Consider the following 18,685-nt stretch of genomic DNA (forward strand, 5'->3'; position numbering starts at 1 on the left):
ACGGGGTATCAACATATCTGGCGTTGACTTTGGCACGCTGTTGAGTTCTCAAGGAACGGTCGCTTCCTTTGTACTCACCCTCTCGGGCTTTCCTCCGGGCTTCCCTTCGGTCTTGCGTTTCCGACTCTATCAGATCTTTTCTCGATCCGATTTCCTCGGTGCTTTCCAGGTTTCCGCTCTCGCGTTTCCCTTTCCGGCGGTTCCGACTTTATCAGAAGTTCTGAGTCGGAATTTCCACCCGGTCCGGGGCAACCGGATCCAGTCCATGAAGCACTGGGGTTCCCGGTCGGGCAGAGCCGTAAACGTACTGGAGCGGGGTCCCTCGACGCAAATCGAGGGACCCCGCTCCGGTTCGGTCAGACCTCCACGACCACCGGGAGGATCATCGGCCTGCGCCGATAGGTGTCCGAGACCCACTTGCCGAGGGTCCGGCGGATGAGTTGCTGTAGCTGGTGGGGCTCCACCACCCCGTCCTGGGCCGAGCGTTCCAGGACCTCCGAGATCTTCGGCAGGACGGCCGAGAAGGCGGAGTCTTCGATGCCGGAGCCACGAGCCTGCACATGGGGCCCGCCCGTGATCTTGCCCGTGGAGGAGTCGACGACCACGAAGACCGAGATGATGCCCTCGTCGCCGAGGATCTTCCGGTCCTTCAGGGCCGGCTCGCCGACGTCCCCGACCGAGAGGCCGTCGACGTACACGTAGCCCGCCTGGACCTTGCCGGCGATCTTGGCCTTGCCCGCGACGAGATCGACGACGACACCGTCCTCGGCGATGACGATCCGGTCGTGCGGGACACCGGTGAGGGCGCCGAGCTCCGCGTTGGCGCGCAGGTGCCGCCACTCGCCGTGGACCGGCATCAGGTTCTTCGGGCGGCAGATGTTGTAGAAGTACAGCAGCTCGCCCGCCGAGGCGTGCCCGGAGACGTGCACCTTGGCGTTGCCCTTGTGGACGACGTTGGCGCCCCAGCGGGTCAGGCCGTTGATGACGCGGTAGACCGCGTTCTCGTTCCCCGGGATGAGGGACGAGGCCAGGATGACCGTGTCGCCGTCGACGATGCGGATCTGGTGGTCGCGGTTGGCCATCCGGGACAGGGCCGCCATCGGCTCCCCCTGGGAGCCCGTGCAGACCAGGACCACATCGTGGTCGGGCAGGTCGTCGAGCGTCTTGACGTCCACGACCAGACCCGGCGGAACCTTCAGGTAGCCGAGGTCCCGCGCGATGCCCATGTTCCGGACCATGGAACGGCCGACGAAGGCGACCCGGCGGCCGTACTCGTGCGCCGCGTCCAGAATCTGCTGGATCCGGTGGACGTGACTGGCGAAACTCGCCACGATGATCCGCTTGCGGGCACCGGCGAAGACCTGGCGCAGCACGTTGGAGATGTCACGCTCGGGCGGGACGAAGCCCGGTACCTCGGCGTTCGTAGAGTCGGCGAGGAGCAGGTCGATGCCCTCCTCGCTGAGCCGTGCGAACGCGTGCAGATCGGTCAGACGGTTGTCCAGCGGAAGCTGGTCCATCTTGAAGTCGCCGGTGTGGACGACCATGCCGGCGGGGGTGCGGATGGCGACCGCGAGGGCGTCGGGGATGGAGTGGTTGACGGCGACGAACTCGCAGTCGAAGGGTCCGACGCGTTCGCGCTGGCCCTCGGCCACTTCCAGGGTGTAGGGGCGGATGCGGTGCTCCTGGAGCTTCGCCTCGATGAGGGCGAGGGTCAGCTTGGAGCCGATCAGCGGGATGTCCGGCTTCTCGCGGAGCAGGAAGGGGACGCCGCCGATGTGGTCCTCGTGGCCATGGGTGAGGACGATGCCCTCGATGTCGTCGAGGCGGTCCCGGATGGACGAGAAGTCCGGCAGGATCAGGTCGATTCCGGGCTGCTCCTCCTCGGGGAAGAGCACTCCGCAGTCGACGATCAGCAGGCGGCCGCCGTACTCGAAGACGGTCATGTTTCGGCCGATCTCACCGAGTCCGCCGAGCGGGGTGACCCGCAGGGCGCCTTCGGGGAGCTTCGGCGGCGGGGCGAGTTCAGGATGCGGATGACTCAAAAGACTCTCCTCACCACGCACGCCACGTACCGGTCGGGCACGTGGCGTGCGTGACGTTCGTGCATAAGCAGTTGTCGTTGTGTGGGGTGCGGGCACACCGGTGGTCCCGCTTATTCAGTTGTGAAGCCTTGCTGCGCGGACGGCCGCGCAAAGTCTGTTGTCAGAGCTGTACCCCGCCGGCAGCAAGATCGATCTTGAGCTGGGCGATCTCCTCGGCCGAACATTCGACCATCGGGGCGCGCAGCGGTCCGGAGGGCAGTCCCTGGAGGGCGAGCGCGGCCTTGGTCGTCATGACGCCCTGGGTGCGGAACATGCCGGTGTAGACCGGGAGCAGCTTCTGGTGGATCTCCGCCGCCTTCTGGACGTCGCCCGCGACGAAGGCGTCGACGAGGGTCCTGAGATCGGGGGTGACCACGTGGCCGACGACCGAGACGAAGCCGACGGCGCCGACGGAGAGCAGCGGCAGGTTGAGCATGTCGTCGCCGGAGTACCAGGCGAGGCCGGACTGGGCGATGGCCCAGCTGGCGCGGCCGAGGTCGCCCTTGGCGTCCTTGTTGGCGACGATCCTCGGGTGCTCGGCGAGACGGACGAACGTCTCGGTGTTGATGGGCACACCGCTGCGGCCCGGGATGTCGTAGAGCATCACGGGCAGCCCGGCGGCGTCGGCGACCGTCGTGAAGTGCCGGTACAGGCCCTCCTGCGGGGGCTTGTTGTAGTACGGCGTGACGACCAGCAGGCCGTGGGCTCCGACGCGCTCGGCCTGGCGGGCCAGCTCGATGCTGTGCTGGGTGTCGTTGGTGCCGACGCCGGCGACGACGTGGGCACGGTCGCCGACCGCCTCCAGTACGGCTCGTACGAGGTCCGCTTTCTCCGCGTCGCTGGTGGTGGGGGACTCGCCGGTGGTCCCGTTGATGATCAGGCCGTCGTTGCCTGCGTCCACCAGGTGGGTGGCAAGCCGCTGCGCGCCGTCGAGGTCGAGCGCGCCGTCCGCCGTGAAGGGCGTGACCATGGCGGTGAGGACCCGCCCGAAGGGGGTCTGCGGAGTGGAGGTCGGAGCCATGGGTTACACGCTACTCGGTGCTCACGGCGCGGTCTGCCCTCGGGGTGCGGGGAAAGTCCGGACAAATGCGGAGCCCGGCACTGCCTGCTCGGGGGTTCAAGCAGTGCCGGGTCCGTTTGATCAGGCTAGATGAACTTCTCTAAATGCCGCAATACGGACACCTCACGAGGCTGATCCGCACTGACGTGCCAAGCGGAGGCGCCCGAGCCTTGCGCCTACGATGAGACTCCGGCGCCGAAGCGGTGCAACCGCTGCCCGGCCCCTCAGCCAGGCGCAACGGCGTCGACGTGGGAGGATTGCGCCTCTCTGCCCCATTCTGAACTGGAGTGATCACCATGCACGCGGTCGAACCACAGGTGCATCTCATCGGCCGCCCGGAGCTCGACTACGACGAGATCGCGGCGTACCTGCAGGATGTCGGCGGAGAGAAGTGGCTGGAGCGCGTCGACCGCGGTGAGCTGGACGACGCACAGAACCTCGCTGAGTTCGCCGGCCGCATCTGCTACCGCTCCTGGGAGCCCGGCCTCAACCCGAACGTCACGCGTATCCGCGCGGACCAGGAGAAGTACCTCAAGAACATCCTGGCCAGCGCCCACGGATCGGTTCTGGAGCACGTCACCTTCAACTTCATCCTGCACAACGTCAGCCGCGTCGCCACCCACGAGTTGGTACGCCACCGGGCGGGTGTTGCGGTGTCCCAGGAGTCGCTGCGCTTTGTGCGTCTGGATGACCTGCCGTTCTGGTTTCCCGAGTGGGCCCAGCAGGATGCGGAACTCATGTCTCGCGCCGAAGGACTCCTGAAGGAGATGGAGAACTTCCAGCTCTGGATGGCGGACCACTTCGGCCTGGACGAGGAGGGTGTGCCCTTCGGCGAGAAGAAGGCCAAGACCTCCTTCATGCGCAGGTTCGCGCCCGAGGGTCTGGGAACGGGTCTGGTCTGGAGCGCGAACGTGCGCACCCTGAGGCATGTGATCGAGAACCGCACGGCGGCCGGGGCCGAGGAAGAGATCCGCCTCATCTTCGGAAAGGTGGGCGAGCTGATGGTCAAGGAGGCCCCGGCGCTCTTCGGTGACTACACGGTCGAGGACGGCGCCTGGATCCCGGGCTGGCGGAAGGTCTGACGCCAGGTCCCGTTCCACCGCACAAGACGGCCGGGCTCGTCCAGCACGATCGTGCTGGACGAGCCCGGCCGTCTTGTGCGGCAAGGCTCAACGAGACGCCGCCGGCTTCTCCCGAGAGGCTCCCTTCAACACAATTCCGTCGGCCAGAAGATTCGAAGCAGGCTCCTCCACGACCACCTCATACGTCTGCTCGACGCCGTCGCTCGCGATCATCACGACGGTCTGCGGCCTGGCGGCAGCGATCATCCCCGCCCGCCGGGCAAGCCTCTGCTCCTCGGCGTTCTTCACCGCGTGGCATGGCGCACAGATCGGAGACAGGTTGCGCTCGTCCAGCGCTTTCGACAGGTCAAGGACCACAGGAACGACGTGGTCCAACTCCAGCTCCGTCCTGGGAAAAGACAGGCCACACACGTAGCAGGCACCCAAGGGCCTGATCAGGCGGCTCCGTTGCATCGAGGTCCAGACTCCGATTCCTCGGCGCAGGCTGGGAGGGATCGCGGCCTCCGAAGGCCGCGGGACCTTGCCCGCCACCATGACGCGGGCGCCGACGGCCAGATCCTCCGCTCTGCACCAGCCCTCCGGGGTCAAGATCCCACTGCCGGCTCCGCACCTGAGCAGCCTCCCGTTGTCCGTGGCAAGGCGAAGAACAGGCTCCACACCCGCTGCTCGGACATCTACGATCCGGGCGCGCTCCGCCAGCAGTGTCCGTTCGCAGTAGGACCGAGCGTGGTTGCGACGTACTGACGCCAGCAGCCGCTGACGGTGGTTCGGGTTCCTTGCCCGGAACTCCGCGACCGCCCGCTCGGCCGCTTCGCGCTCCTCATGCAGCCCCAGCCACTGCACCTTCCCCCTGAATTTGACCTGCGCCTGCCACTTGCCGGTGCCGCCATGTCGTTGTACGCCGCCCTTGGCCACCGGGTCGGAGTCTCTGACACCTTGATGCCAGAGACGATGCAGCTCTCCCAACTGACGTCGGCGTAAATCCCCCTTCGGATTCGCCAGAGTGATCTCCGTGGCACCTGTAAGTCGCCCACCCGGGCACACGGCCCCCTCTGCGGGCTTGGGCCCCGTGGCTTCCCCGGACCGTGCGCCCATGCCACCGCTCACTTTCCGCTTCCTCCTGATCACCCAAATGGACTCAAGACCCTAAAGCGCCCCACTGACAACCGGGACGTTCGGTGGTTGGGTGCGACATCTTCACCGAACTTCGGTGAAGTTCTGTGAATTCGGGGCAACCGGGCACCTATCGCTTCGTTCGCTCGTCTGTGTCGGTGAGAGCGATTCGTTCGATCCCTCCCGCCCCCCGTCCCCGAGAGGAGACACCCCCGATGTTCAGCAGGCGTGAACCCGTCCCGTTCGCCTTCCTCGCCGAGACCGACAGGTTCCGCAGCAATGTCGCTCCGCCGCCCCGCCAGCGGTCGTCCGTGAGTCAGATAGCCGGGCGGTGGCTGCTCGGGCTCACCCTGGTGGCCGGGCTGGTGGGTGCCCTGGTCCTGGGCGTGCCGGCGCTGTCCACGCCGTCCAGTACGCAGACCCAGCAGTCACAGGCCTCTCAGGGGCACTCCCAGGGGCACTGACCCTTCCGGACCCCCGTGAGTGGTGGGCGGGGACACGGCCGGATAGCCTCACCGGGCACAGCCCACGCATGGATTGAGTGAGGACCAGCCGTGCCCCTGCCCTTCCTGACGGCCGACCGCACCTTCGACGCGGCACCCGACAGCGCGCTGCCGTACGACGACCGCGAGCGCTGGCGGCGCCCCTACCGGCCCGGTCCCTGGCGGGTGGGCGGGGCCGCCCTGTGGCTGCTGCTCGCCTCGTTCGTGCTGTTCGCGGCGGTCGCGCTGGCGCTGACCGACTCGCTCTCCTCCGCCGCCGTGGTGCTCTGCGTCGCGTTGCTGATCATCGCGGCCGCGCTGCGGATACTGCGCATGGGCGTGTGGGTGAGTTCGCGCGGGGTGCGAAAGGTGAGTCTGCTGTACACGCGGACGGTGCCGTGGAATCGGGTCGTCTCGGTGCGCACGGCGCAGCAGCCGGTGCGCTGGCTGGGGCTGCCGCGCACGGTGCAGGGGCAGGCGCTGACGCTCGTACGGAAGGACCGGCCGGCCGATGACACGGCTCCGCTGCTGACCACGCACGGGATGGACTTCGTGGGCCGGTCCTCGGCCTTCGACCGTGCGGCGGATGTCGTGGAGGCGTGGGCGGCCGAGTACCGGCGGAGCTGAGCGCGTGGGCGCGTGAGGCATGAGGAAGGGGCCGGTCCGCGGTGTGCGGACCGGCCCCTTCGCTTCGTCCTCGTCGGCTGGTGCTCGTCGGCTCGTGCGCCGTGGGGCTCAGGCTCCGACCGGCTTGCCGTCGTGCAGGGCGATGGCGCGTTGCATCGCCTTGCGGGCGCGCGGGGTGTCGCGGGCGTCGTGGTAGGCGACGGCGAGCCGGAACCAGCTGCGCCAGTCGTCGGGGGCGGCCTCGGTCTCGGCCTTGCGCTTGGCGAAGACCTCGTCGGCCGAGTCCCGGTCGATGCGGCCGCCGGGCGTGCGCTTGAGCTCGTCCATGGGCAGGCCGCCCTCGGCGTCCAGTTCGGTGGCGAGGGCGTTGGCCTTGCGGACGAACTGGGTGTTCTTCCACAGGAACCACAGGCCGATGACCGGCAGGATGAGCACCGCCACGCCGAAGGTGACGGTGAGGAGCGTGCCGGTCTGGATGAGCATCACGCCCCGGCTGCCGACCAGGACGAAGTAGAACACCAGGACGGCGGCCGTGACGGTGTAGGAGATCTTCGCGCGCATGTCAGGTGGTCTCGTATCAGCCCAGGTCGAGGAAGTTCTCCAGGCCGAAGGTCAGGCCGGGAGTCGTGACCACGCGGCGGGCGCCGAGCAGGATGCCCGGCATGAAGCTGCTGTGGTGGAGGGAGTCGTGGCGGACGGTGAGGGTCTCGCCCTCGCCGCCCAGCAGGACCTCCTGGTGGGCGAGGAGGCCGCGGAGGCGGATCGCGTGGACCGGAACGCCGTCGACGCTGGCTCCCCGTGCGCCGTCCAGGGCCGTGAGCGTGGCGTCCGGGGCGGGCGCGGTGCCGGCCTTGGCACGGGCCTCGGCGATGAGCTGGGCCGTGCGGGTGGCGGTGCCGGAGGGGGCGTCGACCTTGTTCGGGTGGTGGAGTTCGACGACCTCCACCGACTCGAAGTACGGGGCGGCGATCTGCGCGAACTTCATCGTCAGCACGGCGCCGATGGAGAAGTTCGGGGCGATGAGCACGCCGGTCTCCGGGGACTGGGCGAGCCAGCCCTTCAGCTGCGCGAGGCGTTCGTCGGTCCAGCCCGTCGTGCCGACGACGGCGTGGATGCCGTGGCGTACGCAGAAGTCGAGGTTGCCCATCACCGAGGCGGGGGTGGTGAGTTCGACGGCGACCTGGGCGCCGGACGCCTCCAGCACCTCCAGCTTGTCGCCCCGGCCGAGGGCGGCGACCAGCTCCAGGTCCTCGGCGGCCTCGACCGCCTTGACGGCCTCGGAGCCGATCCGGCCCTTGGCGCCGAGGACCGCCACGCGCAGCTTGCTCATCTTCTTCGTTCCTTACCGGTGGTGTGTCAGGCGACGGCGTCGTGCAGGCGTGCGGCCTGTTTGTCCTTCAGCGGGCCGATGACCGACAGCGACGGGCGCTGTCCCAGGATGTCGCGGGCGACGGAGCGGACCTCGTCCGGGGTCACGGCCGCTATCCGGGCCAGCATGTCGTCGACGGACATCTGCTCGCCCCAGCACAGCTCGCTCTTGCCGATGCGGTTCATCAGCGCGCCGGTGTCCTCCAGGCCGAGCACCGTGGAGCCCCGGAGCTGGCCGATGGCACGCCCTATCTCCTCGTCCGGCAGACCGTGCTCGGCGACCTGGTCGAGTTCGTCCCGGCAGATCTTGAGGACGTCGTGGACCTGCGAGGGACGGCAGCCGGCGTAGACGCCGAACAGGCCGCAGTCGGCGAAGCCCGAGGTGTAGGAGTACACGCTGTAGGCCAGGCCGCGCTTCTCGCGGACCTCCTGGAAGAGCCGGGAGGACATGCCGCCGCCGAGGGCGGTGTTGAGGACGCCGAGTGCCCAGCGGCGGTCGTCGGTGCGGGCGAGTCCGGGCATGCCGAGGACCACGTGTGCCTGCTCGGTCTTGCGGCCGAGGAGTTCGACGCGGCCCGCGGTGCGGATCGTACGGCTGCCGTCGCGCGGGGCGACGGGGGCGGCCGCCGCCGTCCTGAAGGCGCCGGCCTTCTCGAAGGCGGCGCGGACCTGTCGTACGACCTTGTTGTGGTCGACGTTGCCGGCCGCGGCGACCACCAGGTGGGTGGGGTCGTAGTGCTTCTTGTAGAAGCGGCGGATGCGGTCGGCGGTGAGGGCGTTGACGGTGTCGACGGTGCCGAGGACCGGGCGGCCGAGGGCGTTGTCGCCGAACATGGTGTGCGCGAACAGGTCGTGCACGCAGTCGCCGGGGTCGTCCTCGGTCATGGCGATCTCTTCGAGGATCGCGCCGCGCTCGACGTTCACGTCCTCTTCGCGGATGAGCGAGCCGGTCAGCATGTCGCAGACGACGTCTATGGCGAGCGGCAGGTCGGTGTCGAGCACGCGTGCGTAGTAGCACGTGTACTCCTTCGCCGTGAACGCGTTCATCTCGCCGCCGACGGCGTCGACGGCGGCGGAGATGTCCAGGGCGGAGCGGCGCGCGGTGCCCTTGAAGAGCAGGTGCTCCAGGTAGTGCGTGGCGCCGTTCAGGGCGGGGGTCTCGTCGCGGGAGCCGACGTTGGCCCAGATGCCGAAGGTCGCGGAGCGGACCGAGGGCAGGGTCTCGGTGACGATGCGCAGGCCGCCGGGGAGGGTGGTCTTGCGGACCGTGCCGATGCCGTTCTCGCCCTTGATCAGGGTTTGGGTACGGGCGACGGCCCGCGCCTCCGAGGAGGTGCGGGCCGTCGCCGTGGAGCTGCTCGACGTCACTTGTCGGTGTCGTCCTTCGCGTCCTCGGAGGAACCTTCCTCGCCCTCGATCACGGGGACGAGGGAGAGCTTGCCGCGGGAGTCGATCTCGGCGATCTCGACCTGGACCTTCTGGCCCACACCGAGGACGTCCTCGACGTTCTCCACGCGCTTGCCGCCGGCCAGCTTGCGGATCTGCGAGATGTGCAGCAGACCGTCCTTGCCGGGGAGGAGGGAGACGAAGGCGCCGAACGTCGTCGTCTTCACGACCGTGCCCAGGTAGCGCTCGCCGACCTCGGGCATCGTCGGGTTGGCGATGCCGTTGATGGTCGTACGGGCGGCCTCGGCGGACGGGCCGTCGGCGGCACCGATGTAGATGGTGCCGTCGTCCTCGATGGTGATCTCGGCGCCGGTGTCCTCCTGGATCTGGTTGATCATCTTGCCCTTGGGGCCGATGACCTCGCCGATCTTGTCCACGGGGATCTTGACGGTGATGATCCGCGGGGCGTTCGGGGACATCTCGTCCGGCTTGTCGATCGCTTCCATCATCACGTCGAGGATGTGGAGGCGGGCGTCCCGGGCCTGCTTCAGCGCGGCGGCCAGGACGGAGGCCGGGATGCCGTCCAGCTTGGTGTCGAGCTGGAGGGCGGTCACGAACTCCTTGGTGCCGGCGACCTTGAAGTCCATGTCACCGAAGGCGTCCTCCGCACCGAGGATGTCGGTGAGGGTGACGTAGTGCGTCTCGCCGTCGATGTCCTGGGAGATCAGGCCCATGGCGATACCGGCGACGGGGGCCTTCAGCGGCACACCGGCGTTCAGCAGCGACATGGTGGAGGCGCAGACCGAGCCCATGGACGTCGAGCCGTTGGAGCTCAGGGCCTCGGAGACCTGGCGGATCGCGTAGGGGAACTCCTCGCGCGTCGGCAGGACCGGCACGAGGGCGCGCTCGGCGAGGGCGCCGTGGCCGATCTCGCGGCGCTTCGGGGAGCCGACGCGGCCGGTCTCGCCGGTGGAGTACGGCGGGAAGTTGTAGTTGTGCATGTAGCGCTTGCGGGTCACCGGGGAGAGGGTGTCCAGCTGCTGCTCCATCCGGAGCATGTTGAGGGTGGTGACGCCCAGGATCTGGGTCTCGCCACGCTCGAACACCGCGGAACCGTGCACCCGCGGGATGGCCTCGACCTCGGCGGCGAGCGTGCGGATGTCCGTGACACCGCGGCCGTCGATGCGCTTCTTCTCCTTGATCACGCGCTCGCGGACCAGCTGCTTGGTGAGCGAGCGGTACGCGGCGGAGATCTCCTTCTCGCGGCCCTCGAACTCCGGGAGCAGCTTCTCGGCGGCCAGACCCTTGACGCGGTCCAGCTCGGCCTCGCGCTCCTGCTTGCCCGCGATGGTCAGCGCGGAGGCCAGCTCCGGGCGGACGGCGGCGGACAGCGCCTCCAGGACGTCGTCCTGGTAGTCGAGGAAGATCGGGAACTCGCCGGTCGGCTTGGCGGCCTTCGCGGCGAGGTCGGCCTGCGCCTTGCAGAGGACCTTGATGAAGGGCTTCGCGGCCTCCAGACCGGCGGCGACGACCTCCTCGGTGGGCGCCTCGGCGCCGCCCTTGACCAGCTGGATGGTCTTGTCGGTGGCCTCGGCCTCGACCATCATGATCGCGACGTCGCCGTCCTCCAGGGCGCGACCGGCGACCACCATGTCGAAGACGGCGTCCTCGAGCTCGGAGTGCGTCGGGAAGGCGACCCACTGGCCGTTGATCAGCGCGACGCGGACGCCGCCGATCGGGCCGGAGAAGGGCAGGCCGGCCAGCTGGGTGGACGCGGACGCGGCGTTGATCGCGACGACGTCGTACAGGTGGTCGGGGTTGAGCGCCATGATGGTGGCGACGACCTGGATCTCGTTGCGCAGGCCCTTCTTGAAGGACGGGCGCAGCGGGCGGTCGATCAGACGGCAGGTGAGGATCGCGTCCTCGCTCGGCCGGCCCTCACGGCGGAAGAAGGAACCCGGGATCTTGCCGGCGGCGTACATCCGCTCCTCGACGTCCACCGTGAGGGGGAAGAAGTCGAGCTGGTCCTTGGGGTTCTTGGAGGCGGTGGTGGCCGACAGCACCATGGTGTCGTCGTCCAGGTACGCCACGGCGGAGCCGGCGGCCTGCTTGGCCAGGCGGCCCGTCTCGAAGCGGATGGTGCGGGTACCGAAGGCGCCGTTGTCGATGACTGCCTCGGCGTAGTGGGTCTCGTTCTCCACTAGCGTTTTCTCCGTTACTTTCGTCTGCGTTACGTCTTTTGTCCCGGTCTGCCCGTGTGGCAGTGGGACGGTTGCGGAGAAGCGCGCCGTGCTGTGCGGGCCGGTCTTCGATCGAAGCACCCGGGGCTCGCTTCCCCCCGGGGGCCACTACCGAGGACCGGCGGCGGCTTGGGTGCGCCTCTCCTTGTTCGTCGTTCCTTGTTCGTGCTGTGTCGTGCGTATTGCGTTGTGCTACCACACTACAAAGCGTGAGTGACACTCCGCACGTTTCCGTACGTACGGCAAAGGGAGCGGCCCCGGGTTTCTCTCCGGGAACCGCTCCCTTCATGGCGTCTTACTTGGCGCCCGCCGCACCGCGGCGGATGCCCAGGCGGTCGACCAGCGCACGGAAGCGCTGGATGTCCTTCTTCGCCAGGTACTGAAGCAGGCGACGGCGCTGACCGACCAGGATCAGCAGACCACGACGGGAGTGGTGGTCGTGCTTGTGGGTCTTGAGGTGCTCGGTCAGGTCGGAGATCCGACGGGAGAGCAGAGCGACCTGGACCTCGGGGGAGCCGGTGTCACCCTCCTTGGTACCGAACTCGCCGATGATCTGCTTCTTCGTAGCGGCGTCGAGCGACACGCGTACTCCTCGTAGTCTGTGTGTTGCCACCGAGTGCTCCCGGTCTGCATCGCGGGAGAGCTTCCGTTACTCGGGAGGCGGGGATCCGCTGGGCGCTGCCTCCAGGGTCCGCGGGGGACTCCGGGGGTGCGTACACAAACGGCCGTCGTCAAGAGTACCAGTGCCGGTGACGGTCTCCGACCGGGGTCCGGGCCGTTGTCCACAGGCCCCGACGAGCGGGTACGACCGCCAGTAGTGTGACGGTCACAGCTTACGGACGTCGGGAAGGGGTCGCCGCGGGATGAGCGAGACGGCTGAGGAGACGAAGGCACGCAAGGAGCGGGAACGGGACGAGCTCTACGCGCTCGACATCTCGGGCGTCGAGTGGCACTGCGCGCCCGGTACCGAGCAGGACGAGGAGCGGGTGGAGATCGCCTACCTGCCCGAGGGCGCGGTGGCGATGCGGTCGTCGCTCGACCCGGACACCGTGCTGCGGTACACGGAGGCGGAGTGGCGGGCCTTCGTACTGGGCGCCCGTGACGGGGAGTTCGACCTGGAGCCGACGGAGCGCAACGGCGGCCTCGCCGCGCAGTGACCCGGCGCCCCCGCCGGCGGGCGGCACGCGCGCGTGCCGCCCGCCGGCGGGGGGTTCAGCCGGTCTCCGCGCCGCCGATGCCGAGCACGGAGAGCACCGCGGCCTGCGGGTGCTTGTCGTCGGCGGCGAGTTCCCGCTTCGCGAAGAACACCCGGCCCTGTTCCACCACGATGTCCGCCTGCGTCGGGTCGGCGAGTTCGCCCTCCTCGTCGGACGGCAGACCGAAGAGCAGGTACGGCGTCTGCCTGCCGGTCCGCGGGTCCCAGCTGAGCACGGCGGACGGCTCGATGTCGCTGAGGCTGGCGCGGAGGACCAGCAGCCGGTCACCGCTCATCCGCAGCGGGACGACGGGTTCCAGGGAGCGCCCGTCGAGCTTGCCCTCGGTCCTGCCGGTCCTCCGGTCGAAAGCGACGATCCAGTTCTCCGGCTGGTCGATCTCGGACTGGTCCTTGCTGGTGACGAAGACCCGGTCGGGTCCGACGACCACGCCGTCGCAGTTCTCGACGTCCCCGAAGAACCCCGCGGAGAAGTAGCGGTCGCCGCACTCGGGGTCGTAGGCGTCGCCGCCCATGGAGATGGTGGCGAGTTTGCCGCCGTCGTCGCCGTCGAGGGTGATGAGGTCGGTGACGAGGGTGTCCCCGGCCGCGACGGCGAGCACCGGCGGGTCGGCGGAGGGCAGGAAGACGTCCTGGACGCCGGCCGCCACCTTGTACGTCCACTCGGGTTCTCCGGTGCGCGGGGTGAGCCGCTGCACCCGGTACGTGGTGTCGGTCCCCTCGCCGCAGCTCTCCAGGGCGAGCAGCGCGCCGCCGCCGGCGAAGCCCTTGTCGACGCACCTGGCGCCGGTCGAGCTGTTCCACAGCCGCTTGCCGTGCGCCATGTCGTACGCCACCGAACCATGGCCCCAGGCCACCGCTACGACCCCCTCGGCCAGCGTGAGGTTCGTGTTGGTGACGTAGGCCTCGCGTGCCGAGGGCATCGTGGCCGTCCACAGCTTCTTGCCGGTGTCCAGGTCGAGGAAGACGACCTCGTCGCAGATGCCGGCGTCCTTGGTGCCCTTGCGCTTGGCGGGCTGCACCACGACCGCCGTGCGGCCGTCGGCGGTCACGTGGCCGGTGGTGGCGCAGAGGTGACCGTCGAGCTGGAGGGTCCAGGCCGTGTCGTCGGCGCCGGGTTCGATCCGCACGCCGATGATCTTCGTGCCGATGCCCTTGGCCAGGATCTTGCCGGTGGCCCAGGTGCCGGGGGCGTAACGCGGGCTGGGATCGCTCTCCTTGGGGAGGTTCTCCTCGTAGTGGTCGACCACCACCTGCCCCTCGGGCGAGGCCGGAGCCTTCTCGACGGTCTGCCGTATCGCGTCCGGGGCCGGGGCGGCGGCCCGCGGGGCGCCGGAGGACGTGCCGCCGCCCCCGGTCAGCAGCAGCGTGCCGCCCACGGCCAGCGCGACGGCCACGGCGGCCGCCAGCACCCCGGACAGACGTCTGCGCCGCTTCCGGCGCTCGCCGTCGGCGGCCAGCGCGGACTGTGTGTAGACGGATGGAGGTGGGCCGAAGCTCACGCCGAACAGTTCCTTCCTTCTCTGCTGCGCGCTACGCGCACGGCAGAACTCCCGGGAAGGTCGCGGCATGTGCCGTGCACACCTCGCACTCCCCCGTCCCCCGTGGCGTCCGCGCGCAATGCCCCGCTTTGCGGGGCCGGTTCAGCTGTGCTCACGCGAACACCCGCTCACCCTATCTCCCGGCGAACCGTCAACTGATGCCCGAACTGAAGGTACTTGCCCGTTTTGTTCATCGATTGTTCGGCAATTCGAAAGCCGCGCAGACCACTTCCGGGCAGGGTGTGACCAGGTGGACGTCCGTCGAGAGGCGGACGGGCCTGCCGAGGTGCGGCTCGTGGTGATTAGGCTTGGAGTGGGGGTGCGACGTCAGGACCGTGAACACGACGTCGGTCCCCCGAGGGGGAGAGCCGGTGGATCGGACTACCTCACACGAATACGGATGCTGAGAACGACACGACACGGTCGTCGCGCCGGCACGGCATGAGGGTGCTCGACCACACCAGGAGGAACTGTGAGCAGCGATCGGGACGGGAACCGCGGGGGCTGGGCCACACCCGGCGACGACCAGCCCGACGCGGAGTCCCTCAACGAGATGACGGGCGAGTTCACGATCGACTACGCGCCGCCCGCCTGGTACACGCAGAACGCCGCGGGGGGTCCCGGCGGCGCCGAGGGCCCCGGCGGTGCCGAGAGTTCCGGCGGGCCGGGGGCGGGCTCCCCGTCCGGTGCCGGTACGACACCTGCCGGTGCCCCTCGTTCGCCGTTCCCGCCGGGGGCGCCGATCCCCGGGCTGACGCCTCCTCCGCATGCCCAGCAGGCGGGCCGGACGCCGGGACCAGGAGTCGCGTTCAACCCGCCGCCGGCTCCGCCCGCCCCGGCGTCCGGGCCGGGAACCGCGCCGTACACACCTCCGCCGACCTCGACTCCGGGTGCGCCGTTCACACCGCCACCCGCGGCGACACCCGGAGCGCCGTTCACACCACCGGCCGCCTCGCATCCCGGCGGGCCCGTGACGCCTTCGGCGGCTCAGGCGGCTCCGGCACCAGGGGCACCGCGCTCGTCCGCGCCCGCGGCGACGCCCGGGGCACCCTTCACGCCACCGCCCGCGTCAACTCCCGGAGCGCCGTTCACACCTGCGCCCGTGTCAACGCCGGGGGCGCCCTTCACCCCCGCGCCCGCGGCGACGCCCGGGGCAGCCTTCACCCCGCCGCCGGCGGCCACTCCGGGAGCGCCCTTCACCCCGCCGGCCACCACGACACCGGCCGCGCCGTTCACGCCGCCCGCGCCGCCGACACCGCCTGCCGGGCCCGTCGTGCCGGCCGCCTCTGCCGTGCCGCCCGCCGGGAGCCCGGTGGCCGTGCCGCAGCTGCCAGTGGGCTTCGAGCCGCAGCGTCCTGCCGCCGAAGAGCAGGGACCTGAGCTCGGACCGGAGGCGGACAACGGCGACCTGGAGAGCGGCGCCACGATGCGGTTCTCCGCGGTCGCCCTCAAGCGTGAGATCGCCGAGGCAGCCGAGCAGCCGGCCGCCGAACAGACCCGGGCCCCCGCGGCCGACACCGAGGACGAAGACGCGGCCGACGCGGCCGAATCCGAGGCCGCCGTGGCCGCACTTCCGGTGGGCGCCCACGACGAGACCGAGAGCGCGGACGAGGACGAGCACGACGAGGACGAGGACGAGGGGACGGTCGCGGGGGCGGCCGAGGAAGCCGAGGCGTCCGAACCCGTCGGCCGGCACGACTCGCTGCGCCTCGTCACCGACGACGTGAGCGACTCCGAGGACGAGCCGTCGGCCGACGCGCGCGACGAGAACGAGGACCCGAGCGACGAGTCCGTCGCCGACGGCGCCCCTGAGATCGCCGGTGGGGCCGAGGCGGACGAGCCCGCCCAGGAAGCCGCCCCGGCCGGGGACGCCGAGGAGGCTGAGGAGACCGAGGAGGCCCACGCGGCGGGGTCGCGGGACGCGGTCGTCGACACCGACGCCGGCACCGGCGCCGAGACCGGGGCCGAGGCCGAGGCCGGGGCCCGCGGTGAAGCCCGCACCGCGCCCGAAGCGGCCGCCGACGGCGACGAACTGGCCGCCGAGCAGTCGGCCGAACCCGAGCCTGTCACCGAGCCCGTCACCGAGCCCGAGGACACCGCGCCGGCACCTCAGAACGCCGTGCCCGCACCCCGGAACGCCGAAGCCCCAGCCCCCGCACCCACCCCCGCACCGCCTGCCCCGCAGGACGCACCCCCGGCCCCCGAGGACGCCGTGCCCACCGCCTGGGCTCCGCCGCCGACGCCGCCGACGCCTCTGACGCCCCCTGCCGCGGTACCGCCGTTGCCGCCGTCGTACCAGCCCGCGGCGCCCGCGCCCGCCGCCCAGTGGCCCGCGCAGCCGGCCGCGGCGCCGGAGCCCACGCCCGGTCAGCCACAGCCGCTCCCCCAGCCCGCCGCCGCGCAGGGCCCCGCGAGCGTGCCCGGGCAGCAGTCGCCGTTCCAGCCGCAGGCGCCGCAGCCCGCACCCGCCGCCTGGCAGCAGCCCCCGGCCCAACAGCCCGGCGCACAGCCCCCGGCCCAACAGCCCGCGCAGCCCCCGGTGCCCCCGGCCCAGCCCGGCGGCTACGGCTTCCCGCAGCCGGGTGCGCCCGTGCCGCCGCAGGCACCGGACGGCTACGGCTTCCCGCCCCCCGGCCGGCCGCAGGCCCCGCAGCCTCCCGCCCCGGAGGCACAGGGAGGCTACGGCTACCCGGGCGCACCCGTGCCTCCGGTCGCCCAGGCCCCCGCCCCGAGCGGCTACGGCTTCCCGCAGCCCGGTCAGCCCGTGCCGCAGGCGGAGGCCCCGGCTCCGCAGCAGCCGCACGCCGCCGCCCAGGACCCGCGCGCCGCCCAGCCCGCTCCGCCGGCTCAGGCGCCGCAGCCCGGGCAGGAGGCGCACGCGCCCCAGCCGCCCGTCGACCCCCGTGCCGGGACCGCCTGGCCGCAGCCCATCCAGCACGACCAACGGCAGATGACCAACCCCGGTGCCGCGCCGCTGGGTTACACCGCCGCCGTGGAGCTGTCCTCCGACCGGCTGCTCAACAACAAGAAGCAGAAGGCGAAGAGCGGCCGGCCCGCCGCCGCGTCCTCCCGGTTCAAGATCGGCGGCAAGAAGGAGGAGGCCGAGCGGCAGCGGAAGCTGGAGCTGATCCGTACGCCGGTGCTCTCCTGCTACCGGATAGCGGTGATCAGCCTCAAGGGCGGTGTCGGCAAGACCACCACGACCACCGCGCTCGGCTCGACCCTCGCCACCGAGCGGCAGGACAAGATCCTCGCCATCGACGCCAACCCGGACGCGGGCACGCTGGGCCGCCGGGTGCGCCGGGAGACCGGGGCCACCATCCGTGACCTGGTCCAGGCCATCCCGTACCTCAACTCGTACATGGACATCCGCCGGTTCACCTCGCAGGCGCCGTCCGGCCTGGAGATCATCGCCAACGACGTCGACCCGGCCGTCTCGACCACGTTCAACGACGAGGACTACCGGCGCGCGATCGACGTGCTCGGCAGGCAGTACCCGATCATCCTCACCGACTCCGGCACCGGTCTGCTGTACAGCGCCATGCGCGGGGTGCTCGACCTCGCCGACCAGCTGATCATCATCTCGACGCCGTCGGTGGACGGTGCGAGCAGCGCGAGCACCACGCTGGACTGGCTGTCCGCGCACGGGTACGCCGATCTCGTCTCCCGGTCCATCACGGTCATCTCCGGGGTCCGCGAGACCGGAAAGATGATCAAGGTCGAGGACATCGTGCAGCACTTCGAGACGCGCTGCCGGGGTGTCGTGGTCGTCCCCTTCGACGAGCACCTGGCCGCCGGCGCCGAGGTCGACCTCGACATGATGCGGCCGAAGGTGCGGGAGTCGTACTTCAACCTGGCGGCGATGGTCGCCGAGGACTTCGTACGGCACCAGCAGATGCACGGTCTGTGGACCAGCGACGGCAATCCGCCGCCGGTGGCCGCCCCGCCGATGCCGGGTCAGCCGATGTCCGGCCCCGGCCAGCAGTACTACGCGCCGGGCCGGCCCCAGCCGCAGCCGTACGCGCCCGGACAGCCGTATCCGCAGCAGCCTGCGCAGCCCTACCCGCCCCAGCAGGGTCAGCCTCCGCAGAGCCCGCCCCCGCAGCAGGAGCTGTACGGCGGCCCGCAGCCCGGCCACCCCGGCGGCCCGCAGCCGACGGCCCAGCCCTACCCGCCGCAGCCGGGTCCGCAGCCGGGCCAGCCGTATCCCCCGCAGGCGCAGCCCCAGCCGGGCTACGGCTACCCGCAGCCGGGCGCTCAGCCGCCCGTTCCTCCGGCCCCGCCCGGTGGCTACGGATTCCCGCAGCCGGGACAGCCCTCGCCGCAGGACCAGGCACCGCAAGCACCGCAGGCACCCCAGCAGCCCCAGCAGCAGGGGCAGCAGGGGCAGCAGGGGCAGCCTCCGCAGCCGGGGCAGCCTCCGCAGCAGTAGCGGGAACGCCGAAGGGCGGCCGGTGTCACGTCACACCGGCCGCCCTTCGGCGTATGTCCA

14 protein-coding genes and 1 pseudogene are annotated in these 18,685 nt (G+C 70.5%); 6 read left to right on the top strand and 9 right to left on the bottom strand.

Annotated features, from left to right (window positions below):
* Positions 1–356 precede the first annotated feature (356 nt).
* Both AAW13_RS15260 and dapA read right to left on the bottom strand, forming a co-directional pair.
* The gene (locus AAW13_RS15260; protein WP_046733648.1) at positions 357–2,042 is read right to left on the bottom strand and encodes a ribonuclease J; all 1,686 of its coding nucleotides are present in this window, start codon (positions 2,040–2,042) and stop codon (positions 357–359) included.
* A 160-nt stretch (positions 2,043–2,202) separates the two neighbouring features.
* On the bottom strand, positions 2,203–3,102 hold the full coding sequence (gene dapA / locus AAW13_RS15265) for a 4-hydroxy-tetrahydrodipicolinate synthase (protein WP_046733647.1): 900 nt from the start codon (positions 3,100–3,102) through the stop codon (positions 2,203–2,205).
* Positions 3,103–3,437: 335 nt separating this feature from the next.
* Here dapA and thyX point away from each other — a divergent pair, with 335 nt between their 5' ends.
* The gene (gene thyX / locus AAW13_RS15270; RefSeq protein ID WP_046733650.1) at positions 3,438–4,223 is read left to right on the top strand and encodes an FAD-dependent thymidylate synthase; all 786 of its coding nucleotides are present in this window, start codon (positions 3,438–3,440) and stop codon (positions 4,221–4,223) included.
* A gap of 87 nt (positions 4,224–4,310) precedes the next feature.
* Here the strand turns inward: thyX and AAW13_RS44170 are convergent, their stop codons facing one another.
* Positions 4,311–5,138, bottom strand: a complete 828-nt coding sequence (locus tag AAW13_RS44170; RefSeq protein WP_167391713.1) for an HNH endonuclease — start codon at positions 5,136–5,138, stop codon at positions 4,311–4,313.
* A gap of 413 nt (positions 5,139–5,551) precedes the next feature.
* Here AAW13_RS44170 and AAW13_RS15280 point away from each other — a divergent pair, with 413 nt between their 5' ends.
* A complete protein-coding gene (locus AAW13_RS15280; protein ID WP_046733646.1) occupies positions 5,552–5,800 on the top strand; it encodes a hypothetical protein in 249 nt (82 codons plus the stop codon).
* Positions 5,801–5,890: 90 nt separating this feature from the next.
* Positions 5,891–6,445 (top strand): phage holin family protein, encoded by a 555-nt coding sequence (locus AAW13_RS15285; RefSeq protein WP_046733645.1) that lies wholly within the window; start codon positions 5,891–5,893, stop codon positions 6,443–6,445.
* Between the two features lie 108 nt (positions 6,446–6,553).
* Here AAW13_RS15285 and AAW13_RS15290 read toward each other — a convergent pair whose 3' ends face one another.
* From AAW13_RS15290 to rpsO, 5 genes are all read right to left on the bottom strand, one after another.
* On the bottom strand, positions 6,554–7,006 hold the full coding sequence (locus AAW13_RS15290; RefSeq protein WP_046733644.1) for a tetratricopeptide repeat protein: 453 nt from the start codon (positions 7,004–7,006) through the stop codon (positions 6,554–6,556).
* A 16-nt stretch (positions 7,007–7,022) separates the two neighbouring features.
* Positions 7,023–7,775: a 4-hydroxy-tetrahydrodipicolinate reductase gene (gene dapB / locus AAW13_RS15295; protein ID WP_046733643.1), complete on the bottom strand. Its 753-nt coding sequence runs from the start codon at positions 7,773–7,775 to the stop codon at positions 7,023–7,025.
* Positions 7,776–7,801: 26 nt separating this feature from the next.
* On the bottom strand, positions 7,802–9,181 hold the full coding sequence (locus AAW13_RS15300) for a M16 family metallopeptidase (protein ID WP_046733642.1): 1,380 nt from the start codon (positions 9,179–9,181) through the stop codon (positions 7,802–7,804).
* The gene (locus AAW13_RS15305) at positions 9,178–11,400 is read right to left on the bottom strand and encodes a polyribonucleotide nucleotidyltransferase (RefSeq protein ID WP_046733641.1); all 2,223 of its coding nucleotides are present in this window, start codon (positions 11,398–11,400) and stop codon (positions 9,178–9,180) included. The genes AAW13_RS15300 and AAW13_RS15305 overlap by 4 nt, the downstream gene beginning before the upstream one ends.
* Before the next feature lie 334 nt (positions 11,401–11,734).
* Positions 11,735–12,022: a 30S ribosomal protein S15 gene (rpsO, locus tag AAW13_RS15310; RefSeq protein WP_030177470.1), complete on the bottom strand. Its 288-nt coding sequence runs from the start codon at positions 12,020–12,022 to the stop codon at positions 11,735–11,737.
* Positions 12,023–12,302: 280 nt separating this feature from the next.
* On the opposite strand from rpsO, the gene AAW13_RS15315 reads away from it, so the two are divergent.
* On the top strand, positions 12,303–12,596 hold the full coding sequence (locus AAW13_RS15315) for a DUF397 domain-containing protein (RefSeq protein WP_071659561.1): 294 nt from the start codon (positions 12,303–12,305) through the stop codon (positions 12,594–12,596).
* Positions 12,597–12,651: 55 nt separating this feature from the next.
* Here AAW13_RS15315 and AAW13_RS15320 read toward each other — a convergent pair whose 3' ends face one another.
* A complete protein-coding gene (locus tag AAW13_RS15320; RefSeq protein ID WP_046733640.1) occupies positions 12,652–14,154 on the bottom strand; it encodes an outer membrane protein assembly factor BamB family protein in 1,503 nt (500 codons plus the stop codon).
* A gap of 511 nt (positions 14,155–14,665) precedes the next feature.
* On the opposite strand from AAW13_RS15320, the pseudogene AAW13_RS47960 reads away from it, so the two are divergent.
* Positions 14,666–14,794, top strand: a pseudogene (locus AAW13_RS47960) (SCO5717 family growth-regulating ATPase); the annotation flags it as partial.
* 825 nt (positions 14,795–15,619) lie between these two features.
* On the top strand, positions 15,620–18,625 hold the full coding sequence (locus AAW13_RS15325; protein ID WP_107483335.1) for a nucleotide-binding protein: 3,006 nt from the start codon (positions 15,620–15,622) through the stop codon (positions 18,623–18,625).
* The last annotated feature ends 60 nt before the right edge of the window (positions 18,626–18,685 follow it).

This window comes from Streptomyces humi, assembly GCF_001005085.2.
In the GTDB taxonomy this organism is placed as follows: domain Bacteria; phylum Actinomycetota; class Actinomycetes; order Streptomycetales; family Streptomycetaceae; genus Streptomyces; species Streptomyces humi.

Bases quoted from the DNA above. Each gene is read 5' to 3' on its own strand.
- dapA (WP_046733647.1), bottom strand. From the start codon at position 3,102: ATGGCTCCGACCTCCACTCCGCAGACCCCCTTCGGGCGGGTCCTCACC.
- thyX (WP_046733650.1), top strand. From the start codon at position 3,438: ATGCACGCGGTCGAACCACAGGTGCATCTCATCGGCCGCCCGGAGCTC.
- AAW13_RS15280 (WP_046733646.1), top strand. From the start codon at position 5,552: ATGTTCAGCAGGCGTGAACCCGTCCCGTTCGCCTTCCTCGCCGAGACC.
- AAW13_RS15290 (WP_046733644.1), bottom strand. From the start codon at position 7,006: ATGCGCGCGAAGATCTCCTACACCGTCACGGCCGCCGTCCTGGTGTTC.
- dapB (WP_046733643.1), bottom strand. From the start codon at position 7,775: ATGAGCAAGCTGCGCGTGGCGGTCCTCGGCGCCAAGGGCCGGATCGGC.
- AAW13_RS15315 (WP_071659561.1), top strand. From the start codon at position 12,303: ATGAGCGAGACGGCTGAGGAGACGAAGGCACGCAAGGAGCGGGAACGG.
- AAW13_RS15325 (WP_107483335.1), top strand. From the start codon at position 15,620: ATGCGGTTCTCCGCGGTCGCCCTCAAGCGTGAGATCGCCGAGGCAGCC.